Origin of the sequence: Pseudomonas sp. Irchel 3H7, from assembly GCF_900187605.1 — a bacterium.
GTDB lineage: Bacteria > Pseudomonadota > Gammaproteobacteria > Pseudomonadales > Pseudomonadaceae > Aquipseudomonas.
Genome location: NZ_FYEA01000010.1, coordinates 298573 through 319554, shown reverse-complemented (window position 1 = coordinate 319554; position 20982 = coordinate 298573). Strand labels below are relative to the sequence as shown.

Annotated in this window: 19 protein-coding genes and 1 pseudogene; 13 read left to right on the top strand and 7 right to left on the bottom strand. The window is 61.1% G+C overall.

All coding sequences use genetic code 11. The features are described from left to right. Both CKW38_RS30415 and CKW38_RS20655 read left to right on the top strand, forming a co-directional pair. A pseudogene (locus CKW38_RS30415) lies at positions 1-170 on the top strand (IS110 family transposase); the annotation flags it as partial. A 151-nt stretch (positions 171-321) separates the two neighbouring features. Next, positions 322-1248, top strand: a complete 927-nt coding sequence (locus CKW38_RS20655) for a 1-aminocyclopropane-1-carboxylate deaminase/D-cysteine desulfhydrase (RefSeq protein WP_095113726.1) — start codon at positions 322-324, stop codon at positions 1246-1248. Between the two features lie 3 nt (positions 1249-1251). On the opposite strand, the gene CKW38_RS20650 is transcribed toward CKW38_RS20655, so the two are convergent. The 3 genes from CKW38_RS20650 to CKW38_RS20640 form a co-directional block, all read right to left on the bottom strand. Then, positions 1252-1800 (bottom strand): cytochrome b, encoded by a 549-nt coding sequence (locus CKW38_RS20650; protein WP_007917296.1) that lies wholly within the window; start codon positions 1798-1800, stop codon positions 1252-1254. A gap of 189 nt (positions 1801-1989) precedes the next feature. Next, a complete protein-coding gene (gene phnX / locus CKW38_RS20645) occupies positions 1990-2817 on the bottom strand; it encodes a phosphonoacetaldehyde hydrolase (RefSeq protein WP_095113725.1) in 828 nt (275 codons plus the stop codon). 145 nt (positions 2818-2962) lie between these two features. Continuing rightward, complete coding sequence (locus tag CKW38_RS20640; RefSeq protein WP_095113724.1) at positions 2963-4072, bottom strand: 2-aminoethylphosphonate--pyruvate transaminase; 1110 nt, start codon at positions 4070-4072, stop codon at positions 2963-2965. A gap of 112 nt (positions 4073-4184) precedes the next feature. On the opposite strand from CKW38_RS20640, the gene CKW38_RS20635 reads away from it, so the two are divergent. Then, the gene (locus tag CKW38_RS20635; protein WP_095113723.1) at positions 4185-5045 is read left to right on the top strand and encodes a LysR substrate-binding domain-containing protein; all 861 of its coding nucleotides are present in this window, start codon (positions 4185-4187) and stop codon (positions 5043-5045) included. A 118-nt stretch (positions 5046-5163) separates the two neighbouring features. Here CKW38_RS20635 and CKW38_RS20630 read toward each other — a convergent pair whose 3' ends face one another. Further along, entirely contained in the window at positions 5164-6036 is an 873-nt protein-coding gene (locus CKW38_RS20630; protein WP_095113722.1) for a LysR family transcriptional regulator, read from the bottom strand. A gap of 281 nt (positions 6037-6317) precedes the next feature. Here CKW38_RS20630 and CKW38_RS20625 point away from each other — a divergent pair, with 281 nt between their 5' ends. Both CKW38_RS20625 and CKW38_RS20620 read left to right on the top strand, forming a co-directional pair. Next, on the top strand, positions 6318-7643 hold the full coding sequence (locus CKW38_RS20625; RefSeq protein ID WP_007917286.1) for an MFS transporter: 1326 nt from the start codon (positions 6318-6320) through the stop codon (positions 7641-7643). A 74-nt stretch (positions 7644-7717) separates the two neighbouring features. Further along, positions 7718-9109 carry an FAD-dependent oxidoreductase gene (locus CKW38_RS20620; RefSeq protein ID WP_095113721.1) on the top strand — a complete coding sequence of 464 codons (1392 nt, stop codon included), beginning with the start codon at positions 7718-7720 and terminating at the stop codon, positions 9107-9109. A gap of 25 nt (positions 9110-9134) precedes the next feature. Here the strand turns inward: CKW38_RS20620 and CKW38_RS20615 are convergent, their stop codons facing one another. Then, complete coding sequence (locus CKW38_RS20615) at positions 9135-10532, bottom strand: type VI secretion system Vgr family protein (RefSeq protein ID WP_095113720.1); 1398 nt, start codon at positions 10530-10532, stop codon at positions 9135-9137. 221 nt (positions 10533-10753) lie between these two features. Between CKW38_RS20615 and CKW38_RS20610 the strand changes: the two genes are divergently transcribed. Next, positions 10754-11458, top strand: a complete 705-nt coding sequence (locus CKW38_RS20610; RefSeq protein ID WP_007917279.1) for a YebC/PmpR family DNA-binding transcriptional regulator — start codon at positions 10754-10756, stop codon at positions 11456-11458. 126 nt (positions 11459-11584) lie between these two features. Here the strand turns inward: CKW38_RS20610 and CKW38_RS20605 are convergent, their stop codons facing one another. Continuing rightward, positions 11585-12898, bottom strand: coding sequence for a leucine-rich repeat-containing protein kinase family protein (locus CKW38_RS20605; protein WP_095113719.1), 1314 nt, complete (start codon positions 12896-12898; stop codon positions 11585-11587). Between the two features lie 216 nt (positions 12899-13114). Further along, the gene (zapE, locus tag CKW38_RS20600; protein WP_095113718.1) at positions 13115-14245 is read right to left on the bottom strand and encodes a cell division protein ZapE; all 1131 of its coding nucleotides are present in this window, start codon (positions 14243-14245) and stop codon (positions 13115-13117) included. Between the two features lie 305 nt (positions 14246-14550). Here zapE and CKW38_RS20595 point away from each other — a divergent pair, with 305 nt between their 5' ends. The 7 genes from CKW38_RS20595 to CKW38_RS20565 all read left to right on the top strand — a co-directional run bounded on the left by CKW38_RS20595 (position 14551) and on the right by CKW38_RS20565 (position 20976). After that, positions 14551-15054 carry a spore coat U domain-containing protein gene (locus CKW38_RS20595; RefSeq protein WP_095113717.1) on the top strand — a complete coding sequence of 168 codons (504 nt, stop codon included), beginning with the start codon at positions 14551-14553 and terminating at the stop codon, positions 15052-15054. Positions 15055-15153: 99 nt separating this feature from the next. Then, on the top strand, positions 15154-15687 hold the full coding sequence (locus CKW38_RS20590) for a spore coat U domain-containing protein (protein ID WP_007917274.1): 534 nt from the start codon (positions 15154-15156) through the stop codon (positions 15685-15687). Positions 15688-15707: 20 nt separating this feature from the next. Then, positions 15708-16244 (top strand): spore coat protein U domain-containing protein, encoded by a 537-nt coding sequence (locus tag CKW38_RS20585; RefSeq protein WP_007949687.1) that lies wholly within the window; start codon positions 15708-15710, stop codon positions 16242-16244. A 4-nt stretch (positions 16245-16248) separates the two neighbouring features. Continuing rightward, entirely contained in the window at positions 16249-16749 is a 501-nt protein-coding gene (locus tag CKW38_RS20580) for a spore coat U domain-containing protein (protein WP_007917272.1), read from the top strand. A gap of 33 nt (positions 16750-16782) precedes the next feature. Further along, complete coding sequence (locus CKW38_RS20575) at positions 16783-17571, top strand: molecular chaperone (protein ID WP_095113716.1); 789 nt, start codon at positions 16783-16785, stop codon at positions 17569-17571. A 79-nt stretch (positions 17572-17650) separates the two neighbouring features. Further along, complete coding sequence (locus CKW38_RS20570) at positions 17651-20008, top strand: fimbria/pilus outer membrane usher protein (protein ID WP_007917269.1); 2358 nt, start codon at positions 17651-17653, stop codon at positions 20006-20008. Further along, on the top strand, positions 20005-20976 hold the full coding sequence (locus CKW38_RS20565; protein ID WP_007917267.1) for a spore coat U domain-containing protein: 972 nt from the start codon (positions 20005-20007) through the stop codon (positions 20974-20976). The genes CKW38_RS20570 and CKW38_RS20565 overlap by 4 nt, the downstream gene beginning before the upstream one ends. Positions 20977-20982: the final 6 nt, after the last annotated feature.

The window sequence follows — 20982 nt, the reverse complement described above, 5'->3', positions numbered from 1 at the left end:
ACGCAGCGATGTCGGCTAGCCGTACGAAAGCCTGGAAAGGGTTTTACGAAGCCCAAAGAGCACGGGGTTTCAGCACCACGCAGGCGTTGGTGATGCTGGCTCGCAAACTTGCTCGGGTGGTATTCGCCTTGCTGAAAAGGCAAAGCGAATATCAGACAAAAGTCAGTTGAGGGCTTCCCCTCAACCATAGAATCTCCCACAGGATTTGTGTTGTTCACAGATGCAGTGAGCACCACCAAACCAATGTAGGAGTGAGCCTGCTCGCGATGGCGGCTTGTGAGCGACTAGAATGCCGGCTCTGTCCAGATCGAATCGCCGCCCATGCTTTTGCCTCCCTCCAACTGGCTCCCCCAAGCCCCGCTACAACCGCTTCAACTCGACTGGCTCGCAACCGCCGGCATTGAAGTCGCCATCCTGCGCCTCGACCAGATCGACCCGCTGATCAGCGGCAACAAATGGTTCAAACTCGTCGAACACCTCAAGGCCGCTGATCGCGTGGGTGCCGAAGGCATCATCAGTCTCGGTGGGGCTCACTCTAATCATCTGCATGCGTTGGCGGCGGCGGGAAAACGGCTGGGATTCAAAACCGTGGGGCTGCTGCGTGGACATGCGCAGGAAACACCGACGGTGCTGGATCTGCAGGCATTCGACATGCAGTTGCATTGGTTGGGTTATGGTGGCTATCGCGCACGCAATGAACCGGGATTCTGGGAGCCTTGGCGCGCGCAGTATCCGCAGTTGTATGCGGTGCCCGAGGGCGGTGGCAGCTTAACGGGGGCGCTCGGTTGTGCGGCCATCAAACAGCAGGTGCAAGCGCAATTGCACACGCTGGGCTGGAGTGATTTTCACGCTTGGTGGCTGGCTTGCGGCACCGGCACGACATTGGCGGGATTGGTGCTCGCCGAAGCAGGGGCCCACCCGGTCTATGGCGCGCTGGCTGTGCCAGATGATCACGGCGTGGCGCCGCAAGTCGAGTCGATCCTGCAAGCCGCAGGGCAGGGCAACGGGCGCTATGAACTGATCGACGCCAGCCGCGGCGGTTTCGCCAAGGTTGATCCGGCGTTGCTTGAGTTCATCGAACAAACCGAACAGGCCAGCGGCGTTCCTCTGGAGCCGCTGTACACCGGCAAGGCGTTGCTGGCGCTCAAACTGCAAGTCGAGGCGGGCAGGTTCGCAGCCGGCACACGGCTGATCTTCATTCATACCGGAGGTTTGCAGGGGCGGCGCGGGTTTATCGCCAGCCCCTGACGCTCAACCGCGCTTGGGCATCATCCGCAGCAGGGTGTTATCGCGCACCACATAATGGTGATAGATCCCCGCCAGCGCGTGCAGGCCGATCAGCCAGTAGCCGATCGTGGCAATGAGCACATGCCAGTACTCGACCTGTTTGGCGAAATCCTTGTTCTCCGCGACCAGCAGCGGCAGATCAAAACCATAGAACATCACCTGATGCCCTTCGGCGCTGGTGATCAGCCAGCCGAGAATCGGCATGCTGATCATGAACAGGTACAACGCCCAGTGCATCAGCCGCGCCAGCACGGTTTGCCATTGCGGCGAGGCGGGGAAGATTTTCGGCGCCGGGCCAATGCTGCGCGCGAGCAGGCGAAACCACACCAGCACAAACACGGTCAGGCCGAGCATGTAGTGCACTTCGCGGATCAGCGTGCGCCCGCCACTGCCTTTGGGAAACAGGCCGCGCAACTCCATGCTGGCGTACACCAGCACCAACAGGACCAGCATCAGCCAGTGCAACAGGACCGAGACGGTGCTGTAGCGCGATTCGGAACTTGTCCACGGCATACGGTGTTTCCTCACAGATCAGGGTCAAAACGGCCGTTCTTGGGCGACGGCATGCTTTAACTGTAATCCGCTTTGGCGGATTTGCCTGAGGCTGATCGGACTTTCAATGCTCTGAATGGGGGCTTTGCCAATAAAAAACGCCAGCGTCGTGCAGACGCTGGCGTTTTTGTTTGCAGCCAGCGCCAGGAATCAGCTCGATTGAGGCATCTCGCCGTTGGCCAGGCGCTTGTTGATGTCAGCAATCACTTCCGGCAAATCGGTGATGGTGTCGATCATGTAGTGCGGGCGCGAACCTTCGAACAGCGCGTGAATGCGCTTGCGTTCGCTGGCCAGTTCATCGCTGCCCAAGGCGCGGAAACCGGCGTAATCCAGACCCAGCGCGTTGCCCGAGCAGATCAGTGCCACGGTCCACATCCCGGCGCGGCGGCCTTCGAGAATGCCCGGCACGGTGTCATCGATCTTCACGCACGCCGCGACATCGTCGATGCCCAGCGCGATGACGTTGGCCAGGGCCTGTGCCGGCCATGGGCGACCATTCGGCACTTCGTCGGTGGCAACCACGTGGTCGGCGACGTAGCCGTTGGTGGCAGCCAGTTCGACGACCTTGTCCATCACTTGCTTCGGATAACCGGAGCAGGAACCGATCTTGATCCCTTGCTGACGCAGATTGGCGATGGTTTCCAGTGCGCCGGGAATCAGCGCCGAGTGCTCGGCGATCTTCTCGATCTGCAGCGGCATGAAGCGCTTGTAGATCGCAGTGACGTCGTCATCGGTCGGCGTGCGGCCGAATGCCTTGCGATAACGCTCGGCCACTTGTGGCTGATCGCAGAGGGTGCGGATGTGGTCCCACTTGCCCATGCCCATCGGGCCGCGGGCTTCTTCGATGGAGACCTGCACGTCGAACTCGGCGAAGGCTTCGACGAAGATCTGCGTGGGTGCGAACGAGCCGAAATCGACCACGGTGCCGGCCCAGTCGAGGATCGCGGCTTGCAGCTTGTTTGGATTGATGTAGTTCATGTTGATCAAATTCCTGAGTTGGCAATGCAATTCAAACTGTAGGAATGAGCCTGCTCGCGATAGCGGTTGATTACTCAACAGCTTCGTCGACTGACACGGCCTCATCGCGAGCAGGCTCACTCCTACAAGGGATTGGTGGTGTGGCTCAGATTTCGAGGACTTCCATCTCGCGCAGCACTTCGCCGACCGCCGCGACGGCCTGGCGCATTTCGTCCGGGCTGACATGGCCGATGCAACCGACGCGGAAGGTTTCGACCTGGGTCAATTTGCCCGGATAGAGGATGTAACCCTTGGCCTTGACCCGCTCGTAGAAATCCTTGAACTGATAACGCGGATCTTGCGGCGCATGGAACGTGGCAATGATCGGCGCCTGAATCGCCGCCGGCAGGAAGCTGCGCAAACCGAGTTTGCCCATCTCATCCATCAATGCCTGACAGTTGGCGGCATAGCGCGCATGCCGCGCCGGCAGGCCACCTTCTTCGTTGTATTGCAGCAGCGCTTCGTGCAGCGCCGCGACCACGTGGGTCGGCGGGGTGAAGCGCCATTGCCCGGTTTTCATCATGTAAGCGTGCTGGTCGTACAGGTCCATTGCCAGCGAATGCGAGTTACCGGCGGCAGCGGCCAGTGACTCTTTGCGAGCAAACACGAAGCCCATTCCCGGTACGCCTTCCAGGCATTTGCCGGACGCGGCGATCAGTGCGTCGAACGGCACTTGCTGCGCATCCACCGGCAGTGCGCCGAAGGAGCTCATGGCGTCGATGATCAGGCGTTTGCCGTGTTGCGCGACGACCTGGGCAATCTCCGCCAGCGGGTTGAGAATGCCGGTGCTGGTTTCGCAGTGGATCAGCGCAACGTGGGTAATGTTGCTATCGGCGCGCAACAGGCGATCGACGTCAGCGGCGGTGGTCGGCTCATCTTCAGCGGTTTCAAAGGTGCTGAACGAGCGGCCGAGCACTTCGCAAATCTTCGCCAGGCGCTTGCCGTAGGCACCGTTGATCAGCACCAGCACTTTGCCGTCACGCGGCACCAGGGTGCCGATGGCCGCTTCAACAGCGAAGGTGCCGCTGCCCTGCAATGGCACGCAGTGGTGAGTGGCGGCGCCGTTGAGGATCGCCAGCAGTTGTTCGCACAGGCTGGCGGTCAGTTGATTGAAGCGGTCATCCCATGACCCCCAGTCGACCATCATCGCCTGGCGGGTGCGGGCCGAAGTGGTCAACGGGCCGGGAGTGAGCAGGATGGGTTCGGCGATACTCATTCGTGTGTCCTCGGATAGCGCTGTGGGATGAAGCTACGGGGCATACGTTGCAATTCGCCGTTGCATCAATCAAATTGTTTGTTGTTATGCCAGCCATCAGCGAGAGTTATTCATGAACCTGTTCCAGCTCCGCGCCTTCGACGCCGTGGCCCGTGAAGGCAGCTTCACCCGCGCCGCCGCACGGTTGTTCATCAGTCAGCCGGCGGTTACCGGGCACATCAAGGCGTTGGAGGAGCACTACCAGATCACTCTGTTGCGGCGCACCGCGCGTCGGGTGGAACTGACCGAGGAGGGCACCAAACTCGCGGCGATTACGCGCGCAATGTTTGGCCTGGCGGAAGAGGCGCAGACGATGCTTGAGGCCAACCGGCAGTTGCTCACGGGACGGCTGGAAGTGGCGGCGGACGGGCCGCATATGGTCATGCCGATGCTGGCCAGCCTGCGTGCACGCTATCCGGGAATCACGGTGAATCTGCGCTTGGGCAATGCTCAGGAAACCCTCGCGGCGTTGTTGTCGGAACACGCCGATGTGGCGGTGTTGACCGAAGTGGAGCCGCGCAAAGGCTTGCATCTGCAAGCGTTGAGCGAATCACGGATCTGCGCCTTGGTACCGGCAGGGCATGCGTGGGCGATGCGCACCGGGGAAGTGAAGCTCAAGGAGCTGGATCAAGTGATCATGGTGTTGCGCGAGCCGAGTTCGATCACCCGGCGCACGTTTGATGAGGCTTGCACGCAGGCATCGATCCATCCGCGGGTGTTGCTGGAACTGGACAGCCGTGAGGCGGTGACCGAAGCCGTTGCCGCTGAGTTGGGCGTTGGTGTGGTGTCCTCGGTGGAGGTCAGTCATGACCCGAGGGTGGTGGCGATTCCGATTGTCGGGGGCGGATTGGTCAATCGGCACATGATCGGCTGCATGGAGCGGCGCCGGGATTTGCGCTTGATTCAGGCGTTCTTTGGCTTGGCGCCGGCCTGATACACCGAGTCGCCCCAATCGCTGGCAAGCCAGCTCCCACAGTGATCTCGGTCGTTCAAAGGTGCTGTGTACAGCCAAGAAACCTGTGGGAGCTGGCTTGCCAGCGATGGGGCCGGTATTACACAAGGCTGTCGCGAACCATATCGAGGAAGGTCGCCACCACCCGTCGATTGCTTTGCTCACGCAAACACACCAGCGTCTCCGTCAGCCGCCGGGTGCAATCGACAATCGGCAACGCACACACTCGCGAATCCGCACCAAACTCCGCCGCCGAAACAACGCCAACACCAATCCCGACCACCACCGCCTCGCGTGCCGCTTCCCGGCCTTCCACCTGAATCGCCGGGCGAATGCGAAACCCCGCCCGGGCCATTTCCTCTTCCAGCGTCTGCCGGGTCACCGAACCGTGCTCACGCAAAACCAGCGGGGTGTCATTCAGGTCTTCCAGACAGATCGATTCACGCTCGGCCCACGGATGATTGCGCGACACGAACGCCACCATCGGATCATTGCGCAGCGGCACACACAGCAAGCGTTCATCACTGACATCACGCCCAAGCAACGCCAGATCGGCCTGATAGTTGAACAGGCGAAACAGCGATTCATCGGTATTGCCGGTCTCGATCTTCACGCTGATGCCCGGATAGCGCTCACAGAACCGCGCGATCTGCGGCAACACGTGCACCGGTGCATCCACCGCCAGAATCAGGCTGCCGGTCTGCAGGGCCTGGGATTCCTGCAGCAGTTCCTGCGCTTCGGCTTCAATTACAAACAGGCGCTGGGTGATCGCCAGTAAGCGCTCGCCCAGGTCGGTCAGGCGCACGGAACGTTTATTGCGGTGAAACAGCAAAACGCCGAAACGCTCTTCGAGTTTGCGCACTTGGTCGGATATCGCCGGTTGCGTGAGAAAAAGGCGCTCGGCGGCTTTGGTGAAGCTTCCATGCACGGCCACGGCGTGGAAGGCTTTGAGTTGGGCGTGGGACACCGACATGCAGTCACCTGATCGATAAGTCAGTAACAAGCTGAGCTTATGTGTGAAATACGATAAATCGATTTTATTTATTAAACAGTAATTGCTTTGATCGGCTCACGCCATCGCTGACTGCCCGCTCGGGCCGCACGGTGGCCATGAGCCTGTGCGTGCAACAGCAGGACTCATCTGACCGATATCGCCTTAGGGACGGGGTGATATCGCAGTGCTCAACAATAAAAACACAGGCGTTTTGCTTAACGATTCTGCCGGCACACTCACACCCTGAGGTCAGAACCACCATGAACAAGCACATCGGCACCATTGCGCGTTGGCGCGTGCAGATTTTCGCGATTACCTGGCTGGCGTACGCCGCTTTCTACTTCACCCGCAAAGCGTTTTCGGTGGCCAAACTGGGCATCGCCGAAGACCCCACCTTCATGCTCGACAAAATGGCCATGGCCAACCTCGATGCGATTTATCTGGCGGCTTATGCCCTCGGCCAGTTCACCTGGGGCATGCTCGCTGACCGCTTTGGCCCACGGGTCGTGGTGCTCGGCGGTTTGCTGATTTCCGCAGCGGCGGCGTTGGTGATGGGCAGTTTCGCCACGTTGCCGATCTTCGCTACCTGCATGCTGATTCAGGGCCTGGCGCAATCCACCGGATGGTCGGGATTGTGCAAAAACCTCGGCAGTTTTTTCCCTTCCCAACAACGCGGGCGAGTGCTCGGGTTATGGAGTTCCTGCTACGCGTTTGGTGGTCTGGTAGCGTCGCCGTTCGCCGGTTGGTGGGCTTATACCTTGATGGGCACCTGGCACGCGGCATTCATTTCCAGTGCGGTGGTGGTTGCCGTGGTGGCGGTGTTGTTCTTTATCTTCCAGCGCAATAAACCCGAAGACGTCGGCTTGCCGGCGGTCGAGCCGGAGCCTGAACTGACGGCGGAAGAAACCGAAGCCAACAGCAAGCTCAGTGTCTGGGAGCCGCTGAAGGAAATCCTGCGTAACCGCACGGTGCTGGTGCTGGGCCTGGCGTATTTCATGTTGAAGCCGGCGCGTTACGCGATTCTGTTGTGGGGCCCGGTGATTGTCTTTGAACAGATGCCCAGTGTCGGCAAGGTCGGCGCGGCGATCATTCCCACTTCGTTCGAACTGGCCGGGTTGCTCGGGCCGATTCTGATCGGCCTGGCTTCGGACAAACTCTTTGGCGCCCGGCGTATGCCGGCCTGCGTATTGAGCTTGTTGGCGCTGACCGTGACGCTGGCGCTGTTCATGGCTGCGTTGCAGAGCGGCAGTGTGTTGCTGGTGGTCGCCTTGTTGTTTGTCATGGGCCTGACCCTCTACGGCCCGGATTCAATGATCAGCGGTGCCGCCGCGATCGACTTCGGCAAAGCCAAGGCCGGCGCCACGGCGGCCGGTTTCGTCAACGGCTGCGGCTCGGTCGGCGCGGTACTCGGCGGTTTGCTGCCAGGCTACTTCGACTCGGTGACGGTGTTCATCGTCTTCGCCGGTTGTGCGCTGTTCTCGGCGCTGGTGCTGATTCCGCACTGGAACAGCCGTCCGGTCGGCGTGATGGAGCCGCGTGCCTCAATCCCCAATTGCCCGCTGACGATCAAACCCCTGCGTTCCTGAAACCCTTTGCCTCGCGGCCTGCTGCGGCGCTCGCGGCAGGCTGGGTCGTGGCCATCTGACTTGGAGAACCCCACATGAGACCGTTTTGGCTGGAGCAGGCCTTGCAGGCCGACAGCTCTGAAACCTGCCCGCCGTTGCACGGCGAAGTCCGCGCCGATGTGTGCATCGTCGGCGGTGGCTACACCGGGTTGTGGACGGCGATCATGCTCAAGCAACAGAACCCCGAACTCGATGTGTTGCTGATCGAAGCGGACATCTGCGGCGCTGGCGCCAGTGGGCGTAATGGCGGGTGTGCGCTGTCGTGGTCGGCGAAGTATTTCACCCTTGAGCGCTTGTTTGGCGTCGAGGAAGCGGTACGTCTGGTCAAGGAATCGGAACGCAGTATCCACGCGATCGGCGAGTTCTGTGAGCAGTACGGTGTCGACGCCGATTACCGTCTGGACGGCACGCTGTACACCGCGACCAACCGCGCGCAAGTCGGTTCGACCGACGCGGTGATTGCCGCACTGGAGCGCAACGGCATCAACTCGTTCACCCAGCGTCCGCTGGCCGATGTGCAGCGCATGGCCGGTTCGAGCAAACATCTGGAGGGCTGGTTCTCGCCGGCAGCGGCCAGTGTGCAGCCGGGCAAATTGGTGCGTGGCTTGCGTCGGGTGGCATTGCAGTTGGGTGTGAAGATTCACGAAAACACGGCAATGACCGGGCTGGAGGAGGGACGCCCGGCGCGGTTGCAGACGCCGAATGGCACGGTGATCGCTGATCGCGTGGTGCTGGCGATGAACGCGTGGATGGCCCGTGCCTTCCCGCAGTTCGAACGTAGCGTGGCGATTGTTTCCAGCGACATGCTGATCACCGAACCGCGCCCGGATCTGTTACAGGAGATCGGTTTGACCAGTGGCGTCACCGTGCTTGATTCGCGGATTTTCGTGCACTACTACCACAACACCCCGGACGGCCGGATCATGCTCGGCAAGGGCGGCAATACCTTCGCGTTTGGCGGGCGCATGCTGCCAGTATTCGATCAGCCATCGCCCTATGCCGGCCTGCTGAAAAACAGCCTCGCCGACTTCTTCCCGGCATTTGCCGATGTCAAAGTCGAGGCCACCTGGAACGGCCCGTCGGATCGCTCGGTCACCGGTTTGCCGTTCTTCGGCCAGATGAGCAGCGCCGGCAATGTGTTTTACGGTTTCGGCTATTCGGGCAGCGGTGTCGGCCCATGTCACATGGGCGGGCAGATTCTCGCTTCGCTGGTGCAAGGCCTGGACAATCCATGGACGCGTTCGCCGCTGGTCAACGGGCCGCTGGGCTACTTCCCGCCGGAGCCGATCCGTTACCTCGGCTCGCTGATGGTGCGCAACGCCATCCGCCGCAAGGAGCGCGCCGAGGATCACGGCCGGCGGCCTCGGCATCTCGATGTGCGCCTGGCCAAATTTGCCGCAGCGGCGGGCAAGGCTGACAAAGGTTGAAGCACGGCGTGTTGATGTAGCGTGATCAGCGGGCGTTGCTGTTGAGCAACCAGTCGAGCAACAAGTCGTTGTCGCGTGCGGTCGGTGGTTCGCGAGGCGTCGGGTTGGGTGAGTTGCCCAGACAGAGAATTGGCCGGTCCGGGTCGCTGTCGAGGAAACTCACCCACACTTCACTGCCGGCGCAGGGCAGTTCGTCCCGTGCGAATCGACCATTGGCTCGCGTCATGGCGATGGGCAGCCAGACCGCGTCGCTATCAAGTGTTTGCGATTGTTCCGAGGGCCACAGCCTGACGGCGACTCGACCTTGCTCATCGAGCTGCGCCGGTTGCCCGATGGGTCCGACCACCTGTGCCAGGTGATACCCAGCGATGGCCGGGCGGGTTTGTTTGAGCGCTGGACGGTAGTCGGTCGACCAGGGCTGGGCGGTGAAATCGTTGTGGTAGCGGTGCCGCGGCGGTGTCGGATCCAGAATCGACGGATGTTGCCCATGATGGCGTATTGAAGTGAGTCGCCATTGTTCGTTGAAGTGGCTGATCGGATGCGCCGACACTTGCAGCAGATGCCCACTGAGCAAGCCCACCCGGTCAGAGCGGCCGTTGATCGTGCGATGCTGGCAGCGTTGCCGTTCCAGATGTCGACGGCTGCGTTGTTCGTGGTGACGTTGTTCGAGAGAGGGTATCGGCGGCAGGGGATTGGCTGTGATGTGGTTGGCGGCATCGTCGCTGAGCGCTTGCTGCCCTCGATTACGCACCGCATGCAGTGTGGCGATGGGGGCAGCGTGATGATGCTGGTACAGCGCACTGACGCAGGGGGAGGGCGTTTGCTCGCAAGCCTTGAATGCAACCAGAACCGGCATTTGCGGCAAGCTCAGGCTGTCATCGGCAAACACGACAATGTGCCCGTCCACCCGGTGTTCGAAGTGATAGTGAATGCCTTCCTCTTCGCAAAGCCTGTCCAGCAGCGCCAGATCGCTTTCTTCGTACTGGATGCAAAACGGCCGGATCGGGTATTGCCCGACGCTCATTTCAATCCGGTAGCCGTCAGCGGGCAAGGCATTTTCCGTGAGCAATTGCTCAAGGATCTGCGGCACGCTCAGTTGCACGAACACGCGCCGTTTGCTCGGCTGGGCCAGCCTCTGCAGGCGCGGCACAACCGTCAGTCGATAGCCGATCCGGTGTGTGCCTCGATGTTCGCAACTGGCACTGTCGATCACGCCGTGAATCCCATGATGGTCGTCCAGGCGCAGAAATGCCGGTTGATGCAGAAATGTACCCGGCGCCATGGCGGGGGCCAGGCCGATCAGTTCGATGTCGAAACGGTAGGGCTGGTTGAGCGCTTCCTCGCCGTGAAAGCGCACCACTGGCAGGCACAGACCGCTGTCGGTCAGGGTCAGGGTAAAAGGACTTTCCTTGTCATTGAGCATTCGAACGGGCTCTGTCAGGCAATACGGGCCTGAGAGGGTACGAAACCGCAGCGTTGAATGGTCATGTCAAATCCGTTTTTCAGAATCGCCCTACACGCTTTGGTGAAGATGTCGATTCCACATTGCGTTTTTTTGGTCGATTGCCGACTTTAGGCCGTATAAACTTGGCGCCACGCGTCGGCCAATAGATGTCTCGGCGCCACAGATCAAGAGAGTGAGTAATGGGCGCACAGTGGAAGGTTAAACACAAAGAAGCGGCAGCCAACGCCAAAGGCAAGATCTTCGGCAAATTGGTGAAGGAAATCACCATCGCTGCCCGCAACGGTGCCGATACCACCACCAACGCACACCTGCGTCTGGTGGTCGAACAGGCCAAGAAAGCCTCGATGCCAAAAGAAACCCTGGACCGCGCGATCAAGAAAGGCGCCGGTCTGCTGGGTGAAACCGTGCAGTACCATCGCGTGACCTACGAAGGGTTCGCCCCGCACCAGGTGCCGCTGATCGTCGAGTGCGTGACCGACAACATCAACCGTACCGTCGCGGAAATCCGCGTGGCGTTCCGCAAGGGCCAACTGGGGGCTTCCGGCTCTGTGGCCTGGGACTTCAACCACGTCGGCATGATCGAAGCCTCGCCGGACACCCCGGACGCCGATCCGGAAATGGCCGCCATCGAAGCCGGCGCGCAGGATTTCGAGCCAGGCGAAGAGGGCGCGACGCTGTTCCTGACCGACCCTACCGATCTGGATGCGGTGCAGAAAGCACTGCCAGAGCAAGGTTTCACCGTGTTGTCGGCCAAACTCGGTTACCAGCCGAAGAACCCGGTGAGCGGTTTGAGCGACGAGCAGATGGCTGAGGTTGAAGCGTTCCTCGAAGGCCTCGACAACCATGATGACGTGCAGGACATGTTTGTTGGCCTGGCGGGCTGATCTGTTTCTCCGGTGATGGCCTCATCGCGGGCAAGCCCGCTCCCACAGGTTCAGAGGTGTCCACACATTTTGTGAGCGACTCGGACACTGTGGGAGCGGGCTTGCCCGCGATTGACTGCGCAGCAGTCAGCTTTGCCGCAGAACCGCATTAACTTCAGCAAACCCCGGCCGCGCCAGCACCTCCGCCTGACAGCAACGCCGCTCCAGCTCTTCGAGCACCGCACGCAATTCATCACTCAACCCCGAGTCGATGCGTGCCAGCAATTCCCCCAGCAAAATCCCGAACGCGCGCACTTCAATACGTTGTAACGCCCGTGTTTCTGCTGTGTCGGCAACCGCGTGAAACGACGCCCCACCAAAATCCCCGAGCAGGCAATCGCCGCGTTCATTCAACAGAATGTTGTGCGCGTAGAGATCGCCGTGGGTAATGCCTTGCCGATGCAAGTGTTCTGCCGCCGAGGCAATGCCTTTGGCAACGTTCAGCGCAACCTCGGCGCTGAACCGGCAATCATCGGCGTAAACATCTCGCGAGCAGGATGCCAGGCTTGGCAGGTCGGCGAGGTTGCGGAAAGACGGATCGATCAACTGCATCACCAAGCCTTGCTGGCCGTCGGGATGGCCATTGATGCGCCCCTCGATGCGGATCAGATTGGGATGCAGACCGGCGGTGATACAGGCATTCATTTCGTGCAGCGGTGAACCGTCGCTGGTCATTTCACCTTTGTACAGTTTCACCGCGACCGGCGTCACTGAGCCATCGTCGCGTTGCCAGCTCGCCCGGGAAATCACCCCCGAAGCGCCTTCACCCAGCCGTTGCTCCAGGCGCAGCGCTGACCAAGGGATGTGCGGCGTCGCTTCCAGCGCGGCGGCGTTTGCCTCGGTTTCCAGCGGATTACCGGCGTAGGCCAGCCACGTCAGGCTCGGCAGCGCGAGCAGCCACTGCGGCAGTTCGGTCAGGCGGTTGGCGGCAATGCGCAGCAGCTCCAGTCGATGGCAGTTGCTCAGCGAGAACGGCAGCGCTTGCAGGCGATTGCCGGACAGCATGAGTTTTTGCAGGGCCGGGCGCTCACCGAGTTCGCTTGGCAGGCTTTCGATGCAGTTGTCGGTCAGGATCAGCCAGCGCAACTGAGGCGGCAGCGCTTGAGCGGGGACGTTGACGATGCGATTGGCCCTGAAACCGATCATCGTCAGCGCCGCGCACTGGCCGAGACAGGCTGGCAGTTCGGTGAACGGGTTATCGGAGCAGAACAGCACGCGCAGGCGCGTCAGACGATGCAAGTCATCCGGCAGGCTGCTCAATTGGTTGCCGCTGAGGTTGAGGATTTCCAGGGTGTCGGCCAGGTCGAAAATCTCGCGCGGGAACTCGGTCAGTCCACAAGACAGATCCAGACGCGTAATGCCCGACAACTCGCCGGCGCGCAATTGAGCAAGGGTGTGCATGTTGGTGTTCGCTATTGTTCAGTGGAGCGACGCTGGGGCGCTGGGAATGGGCAGCATGATAACGGCAAAGCCCGGGTTTGAATTGGACAGATGGCGAAACTTCAGTAGCCCTTGGTGGGAGCGCGCCTGCTCGCGAAGGCGGAGTGTCAGAAGCTGATGTTTTGACTGATAGGGCGCTTTCGCGAGCAGGCTCGCTCCCACAGGGGAATAGCGTGCTCAGATCGTCCCGTGCACTTCTTGCAACTGCCCCAAGCGGCTGCGCGTGCGCGCCAGGTCGATGACATGGCCGTCCATGCTTTCGCGCAAGGGCAGTCGACCGAGCAGCGTCAGGTGCTTATCCTGGTCGTACAGCACGTCGATCAGGTTGATGAAACGCTGTTGCGCGGCGATCGAGCATTGCGCCAGTTCTGGCAGATCATCAATGATCCAGCGGTCGAAACGTCGACACAGTTCCAGGTAATCCATGACCGCCGTTGGCTGTTCACACAGGTCGTTGAAGGTGAAACCGACCCGCCGCTCCTGACAAAACCGCGCCTGAAACTGCCGGGTGCCGACTGTTAGCGTGACGGTTGGTGCGTCGGCAGGTGGCAAATCGAGGGCGGCGCGCTGTGCTGGCGTCGCCGGCCACACGTAATGCCCTTGGGTGAAGATCTGATGTGCAGAATGGCGCGTCTGGCTGCGGTAATCGTGCGGGCCGCCGACCTCCATCACCTGCATGCGCGTATTGATCAGTTCGATCACCGGTTTGAAGCGGGCGTGATAGAGCGGATTGGGCAGCAGGCCTTCAGGCGCGTAGTTGGAGGTGACCAGCAGCAGGATCCGCCGCTTGAACAGTGCCTTGAACAGCCGGGTGATGAGCATGGCATCGCCGATGTCATGCACATGAAACTCGTCGAAACACAGCACCCGGCAATCTTGCAGCAATTCGTCGAGGCAGACTTCGAGAGCATCGTCGTGCTCGCGATGACTGAACATGGCCTGATGCAATTGCGCGAAGAACTGATGGAAATGCAGACGCCGTTTCTGGGTGATCGGCAAGGCTTGAAAGAAACCGTCGAGCAGCCAGCTCTTGCCTCGCCCGACAGCGCCGAACAAATAGAGGCTCTGGGGTGTGCGAGCGCTTGCGCCGAGCAAAAGACTCGCCTGCTGCGCCATGCAATCGATGACGCACTGCTGGCTGTGGCTGAGGGTGTAGCCCTGACCACTGGCCTTTTGCCGAAAGTAATCGCGGATCGACTGGGCACTGGCATCATGGCCGGCACTGGCCGGAAAACCTTTGCCGAACCAGCGGCGCAACGCCGGCCAGCGCTGGATCAGTCGTGATCGTTTCGGCGGTTGGGCAGGCACTGTGGGCGTCTCCGTGTTCGTCAAGACCGGCTCCCGGGAGCGCGGCAACGTAGTGTAACCAGACGCCGACTTGGCCAGCCACCGCGACGATCCGAGAGTGGGCGGTTATTGGACAAATTCGTGCGGCATGTACAGCTATTTTTAGCGACATGGCTCGAGGTGTTGCCAACCTTTCGAAACATATCTCGGGCGATCCCTGGATCCAATCGACTGGCGGAATCGTCGACCATTGCTAACCTCAATCACAGAAACGACGTCGCAAGCGATCGCTGACAAGGAACGGCGCAGTGAATGTACAGGTAGTCATGGGCTTGCTGGTTGTACTCGTTGCGCCTGTTCATGCGGCGGATCTTCAAGTCGAAGTGCGCGTTGACGTGCAGCGCGGCTGCCAGTTGATCGGCCAGCAGCGTGGCGCCGGCATTGAGCAACTGGGTGTGCTCGACTTCGGCAGCACCGCACGCCTCGATGACCCCGCCGGGCCATTGGCTGCCGCATTGACCAATCAGCGCCTGCCACGGCTGGAGTGCAACCCGGACACGCCGTACCAGATGCGCGTCGATGGCGGCTTGCATGGCGGTGTCGGTGAAGTCCGCTACATGGCCGGTTCGTTCGGCAGCAAACCGATTCCGTATCGTTTGTATCAGGACGCGGCGCGCCGGGTACCGCTGGTGGTGGATGTGCCAGTCAGCGGGCGGGTGCCGGACAGTGGCACGGTAGAACTGCCGCTGTATGCGCGGATCGAACGCCTGGCTGGGGTGCCGCAGGTCAGTCGTTATTCGGATCTGGTCAAGGTGACGGTTACCTGGTGATCGCGGTATCAAGGCAACCGCTGGACGCGGGTGCACAAGGAAGGCGTTCAATCATGAGCGCGGTGATCGATTCAGCGTGAAGGAGCAGGGACGGGCGCAATGACAGGCAAACACTGGATGGTGGTGGCGGCAGGTACGCTGGCATTGCTCGCAGATGACGCGCAAGCGGCGATGAGCGGGCAGATCAATGCGCGGCTGATCCTGATTGCCGGCTGCGAAGTCACCAATACCAGCACGCCCGAGAGCCCGGTCAGTGCCCTCGGCACCCTCGATTTCGGCCTTCAGGGGCCCACCTGGAACGCACCGATCAAGGCCAGTCTCGACGGTGACAGCAGCGGTACACTCAACGTTGCCTGCAATCCTTCGGTCACCGGCTTCACCGTCACTATCGATGGCGGTACCCACGGTGACGGCAACACCCGGCGCCTGAGCAACGGCCGCCAAACCCTTCCCTATCAGCTGTTTGTCGATCCCTCCGGCGCCCGGAGCTACAGCATCGGCCAGCAACACAATTTCGCTGTCACCAGCGGTGCGCAGATACCCATTCCGGTATTTGGCTCGGTGGTGGCGAATACCCGCGCGGTGCCGGCAGGGGTCTATACCGACACCCTGACGGTGACGCTCGACTGGTAAACCCGTAGAGGACGGACACCATGCGTACGTTTGCATCAAGGATAGGTTTGTCGTTACTCGGCCTGGCGCTGGTTTCCAGTGCCAACGCCGCCACCACGGTCACCGGCCAGATCACCTCCAGCCTGATCCTGATCAGCAGTTGTCAGGTCAACGGCGCCGGCGGTTCCACCGGGCTGAACTTCGGTGCGTTGAATTTCGGCACCGCCAACAGCCTGTTCACCACCGCCACCGGGCAGGTGTTGGGCGGTGGTGGCGGGGCGCTGTCGATTCTCTGCTCCAGTGGCACCACGCCGACGGTCAAGGTGCGCGCGGGTTCCCATGACGGCATGTCGCCGGGCGGCACGCGAGCGTTGTATGACGGGGTGGCCAATTACGTGCCGTACGACTTGTACACCGATGCCGGGCACTCGCAACTGCTGGCGATCGACGGGACCATCAACCTTGCGGCCAGCACCGGTGTCGCGCAGACGGTGAACCTCTACGGTCAGGCGGTGGGCAAGGCCGGTTTGCCGGCGGGGACTTACACCGACACCGTCGCTGTTGAACTGACGTTCTGATGCCATGCGCTGCCATGGCTGCGCCGCGTTGCTCCTGCTTTGTGCGGGCAGTGCACCGCTGCCGCTGACCGCCGCGACCAGCCAGAGCTTTCAGGTCAGCGCCACGGTCACTGCCGGGTGTCTGGTGGTGGGCGGGGTATCGAATTATGGCGGGCTGAATTTCGGTTCACGTTCGGCACTGGCCACCGGCACCGTACAGGTCGCGCTGACCGGCGGGGTGCAATTGCAATGCACGCCGGGCGTAACGCTGAACATGAGCGTCGATGGCGGCCAGTACAACAGCAGCGGCCGGCATATGCAGGTCAACAGCGGCAGCGCGCGGGTGGCGTATGCACTGTTTCGTGATGCGGCTTACAGCCAGAGCCTGGGTATTGGCCAGAGTGTGGCGGTGGCTTACAGCGATGCGAACAACATCAGCCTGCCGATTTACGGTCAGGTGCAATTGCCGGGCAATCAGCCTGGGGGGACGTACAGCGACGTGTTGCAGGTGCAACTGTCGTGGTAAGGCGAAGTTGAATGGCCGACAAGGAGCAGGTTTATGGGGGCAGTTACGTCACGGCATTCGCTCGTGTGTTGCGCGATGTGCGCGGTGGTCATGTTCGGGGCAAGCAACGCACACGCTGCCAGTTCGGTGCTGATCTGGCCGATCGATCCGGTGCTGGAGGCTGATCAGCAGGCCAGTGCGCTGTGGCTGGAGAACCGCGGCAGCGAAACCGCCAATCTGCAGATCCGCGTGTTCGGCTGGAGCCAGAGTGGGTTCGCCGAGCAATACCAGAACCAGCGTGACGTGATCGGCAGCCCACCGGTGGCGAAAATCGAACCAGGGCAGAAACAATTGGTGCGTCTGACCCGGACCAAGGAAGTGCCGCCGGGGCAGGAACTGGCCTATCGAATCATCATCGACGAAATTCCCACTGCGCAACCAGCGACTACCGACGGCGGCAAAACCGCCGCCGCGATCCGCTTCCAGATGCGTTATTCGGTACCGCTGTTTGCCTATGGCGCCGGGCTATGGAGCAAGGAAGACAGCAGCCGCGCGCGGGATCCCAAAGGTGTCGGCCTGCCGCAGTTGAGCTGGCGCACGGTGGCGGTGGACGGCAAGCCCTATGTCGAAGTGCGCAATCAGGGCGCGGTGCATGCCCGGCTGACCGACGTGGCCATCAAACAGGCCGGGCAGAGCAAGCCATTGGCCGAAGGGTTGTTGGGTTATGTGCTGCCCGGTGCGGTGATGCGCTGGCCGGCACCGACGCCGCTGACCAGTGATTCAGCGTTGCAGGTACGAGTAAATGGCGCGGCACAGGTGCAGAGCATCACGCCAGCCAAGTGAGTGAGTCGTAGCGCAGGCATCTGGCGTCGACGCAAGCGGTATCAGGAGGATTGAGTCCATTGACGGACGTAAAGCGCGTATGAGCCCAGGACGGGTTCGCCGTATTCAGCGTCCGTTGTGGCTCATCACCGGCGCGTGTTGCCTGATGTTCATTCAACCATCCGGGGCCGGCGATCTGCCGCCGCCACCCAGCGGCATGGAGGCCGTGAGTGATGCACAGTTGTTTCTGGAACTGGTGGTCAACCAGATGAATACCGGGCGCGTAGTGGCGGTGCAGCAGCGCGACGGGCGCTTGTTTGTCCCGGCGACGGCGTTGCGTGAAACCGGCATGAAACTGCCCGACAGTCTCGGCGCCGAGGTCGATCTCGACAGTCTGGCGGGGCTGCACTCTGACTACGACAGTGTTGGTCAACGCCTGCTGCTGGACGTGCCGCCGGACTGGCTGCCGGAACAGTTCATCGGTAATCGACAAGCCTATCCGCGCACCCCGGCGCTGAGCAGTTTCGGCGCGCTGTTCAACTATGACCTGTACCTCAACGACACTGACGATGCCGGCACTTACCTGGCGGCGTGGAACGAAGTGCGGCTGTTCGACAGTTGGGGCACGTTGTCCAATACCGGGCAATACCGGCGCACCTTGTCCGGTGATTCGCTCAACACGCTGGACAACGGCTACTTGCGATACGACACCACCTGGCGTTACTCCGACGACGAGCGAATGCTTACCTATGAGGCCGGCGACGTGATCAGCGGCGCTTTGCCGTGGAGCAGTTCGGTGCGTCTGGGCGGCGTGCAGTTCTCGCGGGATTTCGCGGTGCGCCCGGATCTGGTGACCTATCCGTTGCCGCAATTTGCCGGTGAAGCAGCGGTGCCGTCCTCGGTGGATCTGTTCATCAATGGCTACAAGTCCAGCAGTGCAGACTTGCAGCCCGGGCCGTACACACTGACCAATATTCCGTTCATCAACGGCGCTGGCGAAGCTGTCGTTGTGACCACTGATGCGCTCGGTCGGCAGGTCTCGACCACGGTGCCGTTCTATGTCACCAGCACCTTGCTGCAAAAAGGCTTGAGCGACTTTTCCGTGGCCGCCGGTACGTTGCGTCGCGACTACGGCTTGAAGGATTTCAGTTACGGGCCGGGTGTCACCTCAGGCAGCCTGCGTTACGGCATCAGCGACAGTTTCACTCTGGAAAGCCATGCCGAAGCGGCCGATTCGCTGACACTGGGCGGCCTCGGCGGCAACCTGCGTCTGGGCAATTTCGGCGTACTCAACAGCGCGATGAGTCAAAGCCGCTTCGACGGCGAGGGCGGGCAGCAATTAAGCCTGGGCTATCAGTACAGCAACCAGCGTTTCAGCTTTTCTTATCAGCGGCTGCAACGTCACGCTCAATACGCCGATCTGACCGTGGTCGACAGCCCGTACATCAGTCTTAGCCGGCGTAGCGAGCAAGCGACCCTGAGCCTCAACCTAGACCGCTGGGGCAGTCTCGGCGCCGGTTATTTCGATGTGCGCGCGGCGGACGATTCGCGCACGCGGCTGCTCAACCTCAGCTGGAGCAAGCCGCTGTGGCGCAACAGCAGTTTCTACCTCTCGGCCAACCGTGAGATCGGCGACAGCAACTGGGCGGTGCAGGCGCAACTGGTGATTCCATTCGATCTGCGCGGCAGCCTGGCGATCAGCAGCGATCGCAGTAAAACCGGGCAGAGCCAGCAGCGGGTCAACTATAGCCGCGCGGTGCCGACTGAGGGCGGCGTGGGTTTCAATCTGGGCTACGCCAAGGGTGATGGTGCTGATTATCGTCAGGCCGACGTCACCTGGCGTCTGCAATCGGTGCAGTTGCAGGCCGGCGTCTACGGTACTTCCGACGCCGAAACCCGTTGGGCCGATGCCAGTGGTTCGCTGGTGTGGATGGACCGTCAGGTGTTCGCCGCCAACCGCATCGACGATGCATTTGTGGTGGTCAGTACTGAGGGTTTTGCCGACATTCCGGTGCGCTACGAAAATCAGCAGGTCGGCCAGACTGACAAGAATGGGCATCTGCTGGTGCCATGGAGCAGTGCCTATTACCGCGGCAAGTATGAAATCGATCCACTGAATCTGCCGGCCAACGTGCGCAGCCCCAACGTCGAACAGCGTATCGCTGTGCGGCGTGGCAGCGGTTATCTGCTGGAATTTCCGCTGACCCGAGTGATTGCCGCGAGCATCGTGCTGGTCGACGCGCAGCAGCGCGAGTTGCCGCTGGGCGCGGGTGTGCTGCATGAGCAGAGCGGGACGCGGACGGTGGTCGGTTGGGATGGGCTGGTGTATCTGGAAAACCTGCAGGCGCAGAACTCGTTGCAAGTGACGCTGGCCGACGGCAAGACCTGTCAGGCGCAGTTCAGTGTCGATCTGAATCAGGATCAGGTGCCGTTGATTGGCCCGTTGGTGTGCCAATGATGTTCCGGCGATGGCTGTTATGTCTGGCACTGCTTATACCCGGGGCGGTGCAGGCCGCGTGCTCGGTGGTCAGCACCACGCCAGCGGCGTTTGGCACGCTCAGTTCGATTGCCGTGCGCACAACTTCGCAACCCAGTTCCACGTTGAATGCGGGTTTGAGTTGCACCGGTTCGCTGCTGTCCCTGCTGACCAGCAACGACCACTTCTGGGGCACCGTTTCATCGACTCAAAGTGGTCTGGTCGGGCCGACCGGCGATGTCATCAATTACACGATCTACGCCAACAACAGCACCAGCTATCCGCTGACTCGCGGCACTGCCTATGACTTTGCGCGCAACGGCATCATCGATGCTCTGGGCCTGCTCAACGGTACGACGCCGAAAACGGTGCCGCTGTATCTCGGTACCACCATTGGCAGCAACGTCGCCGCCGGGGTGTATACCGAAACCCTGAGTATTTTCTGGAACTGGAATTACTGTTCGGGCATCGGCATCGGTGCTATTTGCCTCGGGCGTGATATCGCCAACGGCACGACGTCGTTGACGGTGAACTTGACGGTGTCCAACGACTGTACGATTACCGCACCGAACATTGCCTTCGGCAGCGCGCCGGTGGTCAGCGCGTTCACCCCGGTGACCGGACAGACGATCAATCTGGCCTGCACCAAGGGCAGTGCCTACACCGTGGGGCTGAGCGACGGGCAGAACGCGGTGAGTGTCGGTGGCCGGCGCCGGATGATTTCCGGAAGCAATTATCTGGCCTACGACATTTTCAAAAGTGCCGGCACCACGCGTTGGGGCAGTGTCGGCGCGGCACGGCGGGCGAGTACCGACGCCGAGGTCAATCCGGGAAACGGCTTGGGCACGGGCAGTCAGATCTTCAACTACAACGCGAAGATCTACACCGACCAGACCACGCCGCCGGCGGGCACGTATCTGGACAATGTGGTTTTGGACGTGGGTTTCTGAGCTGAC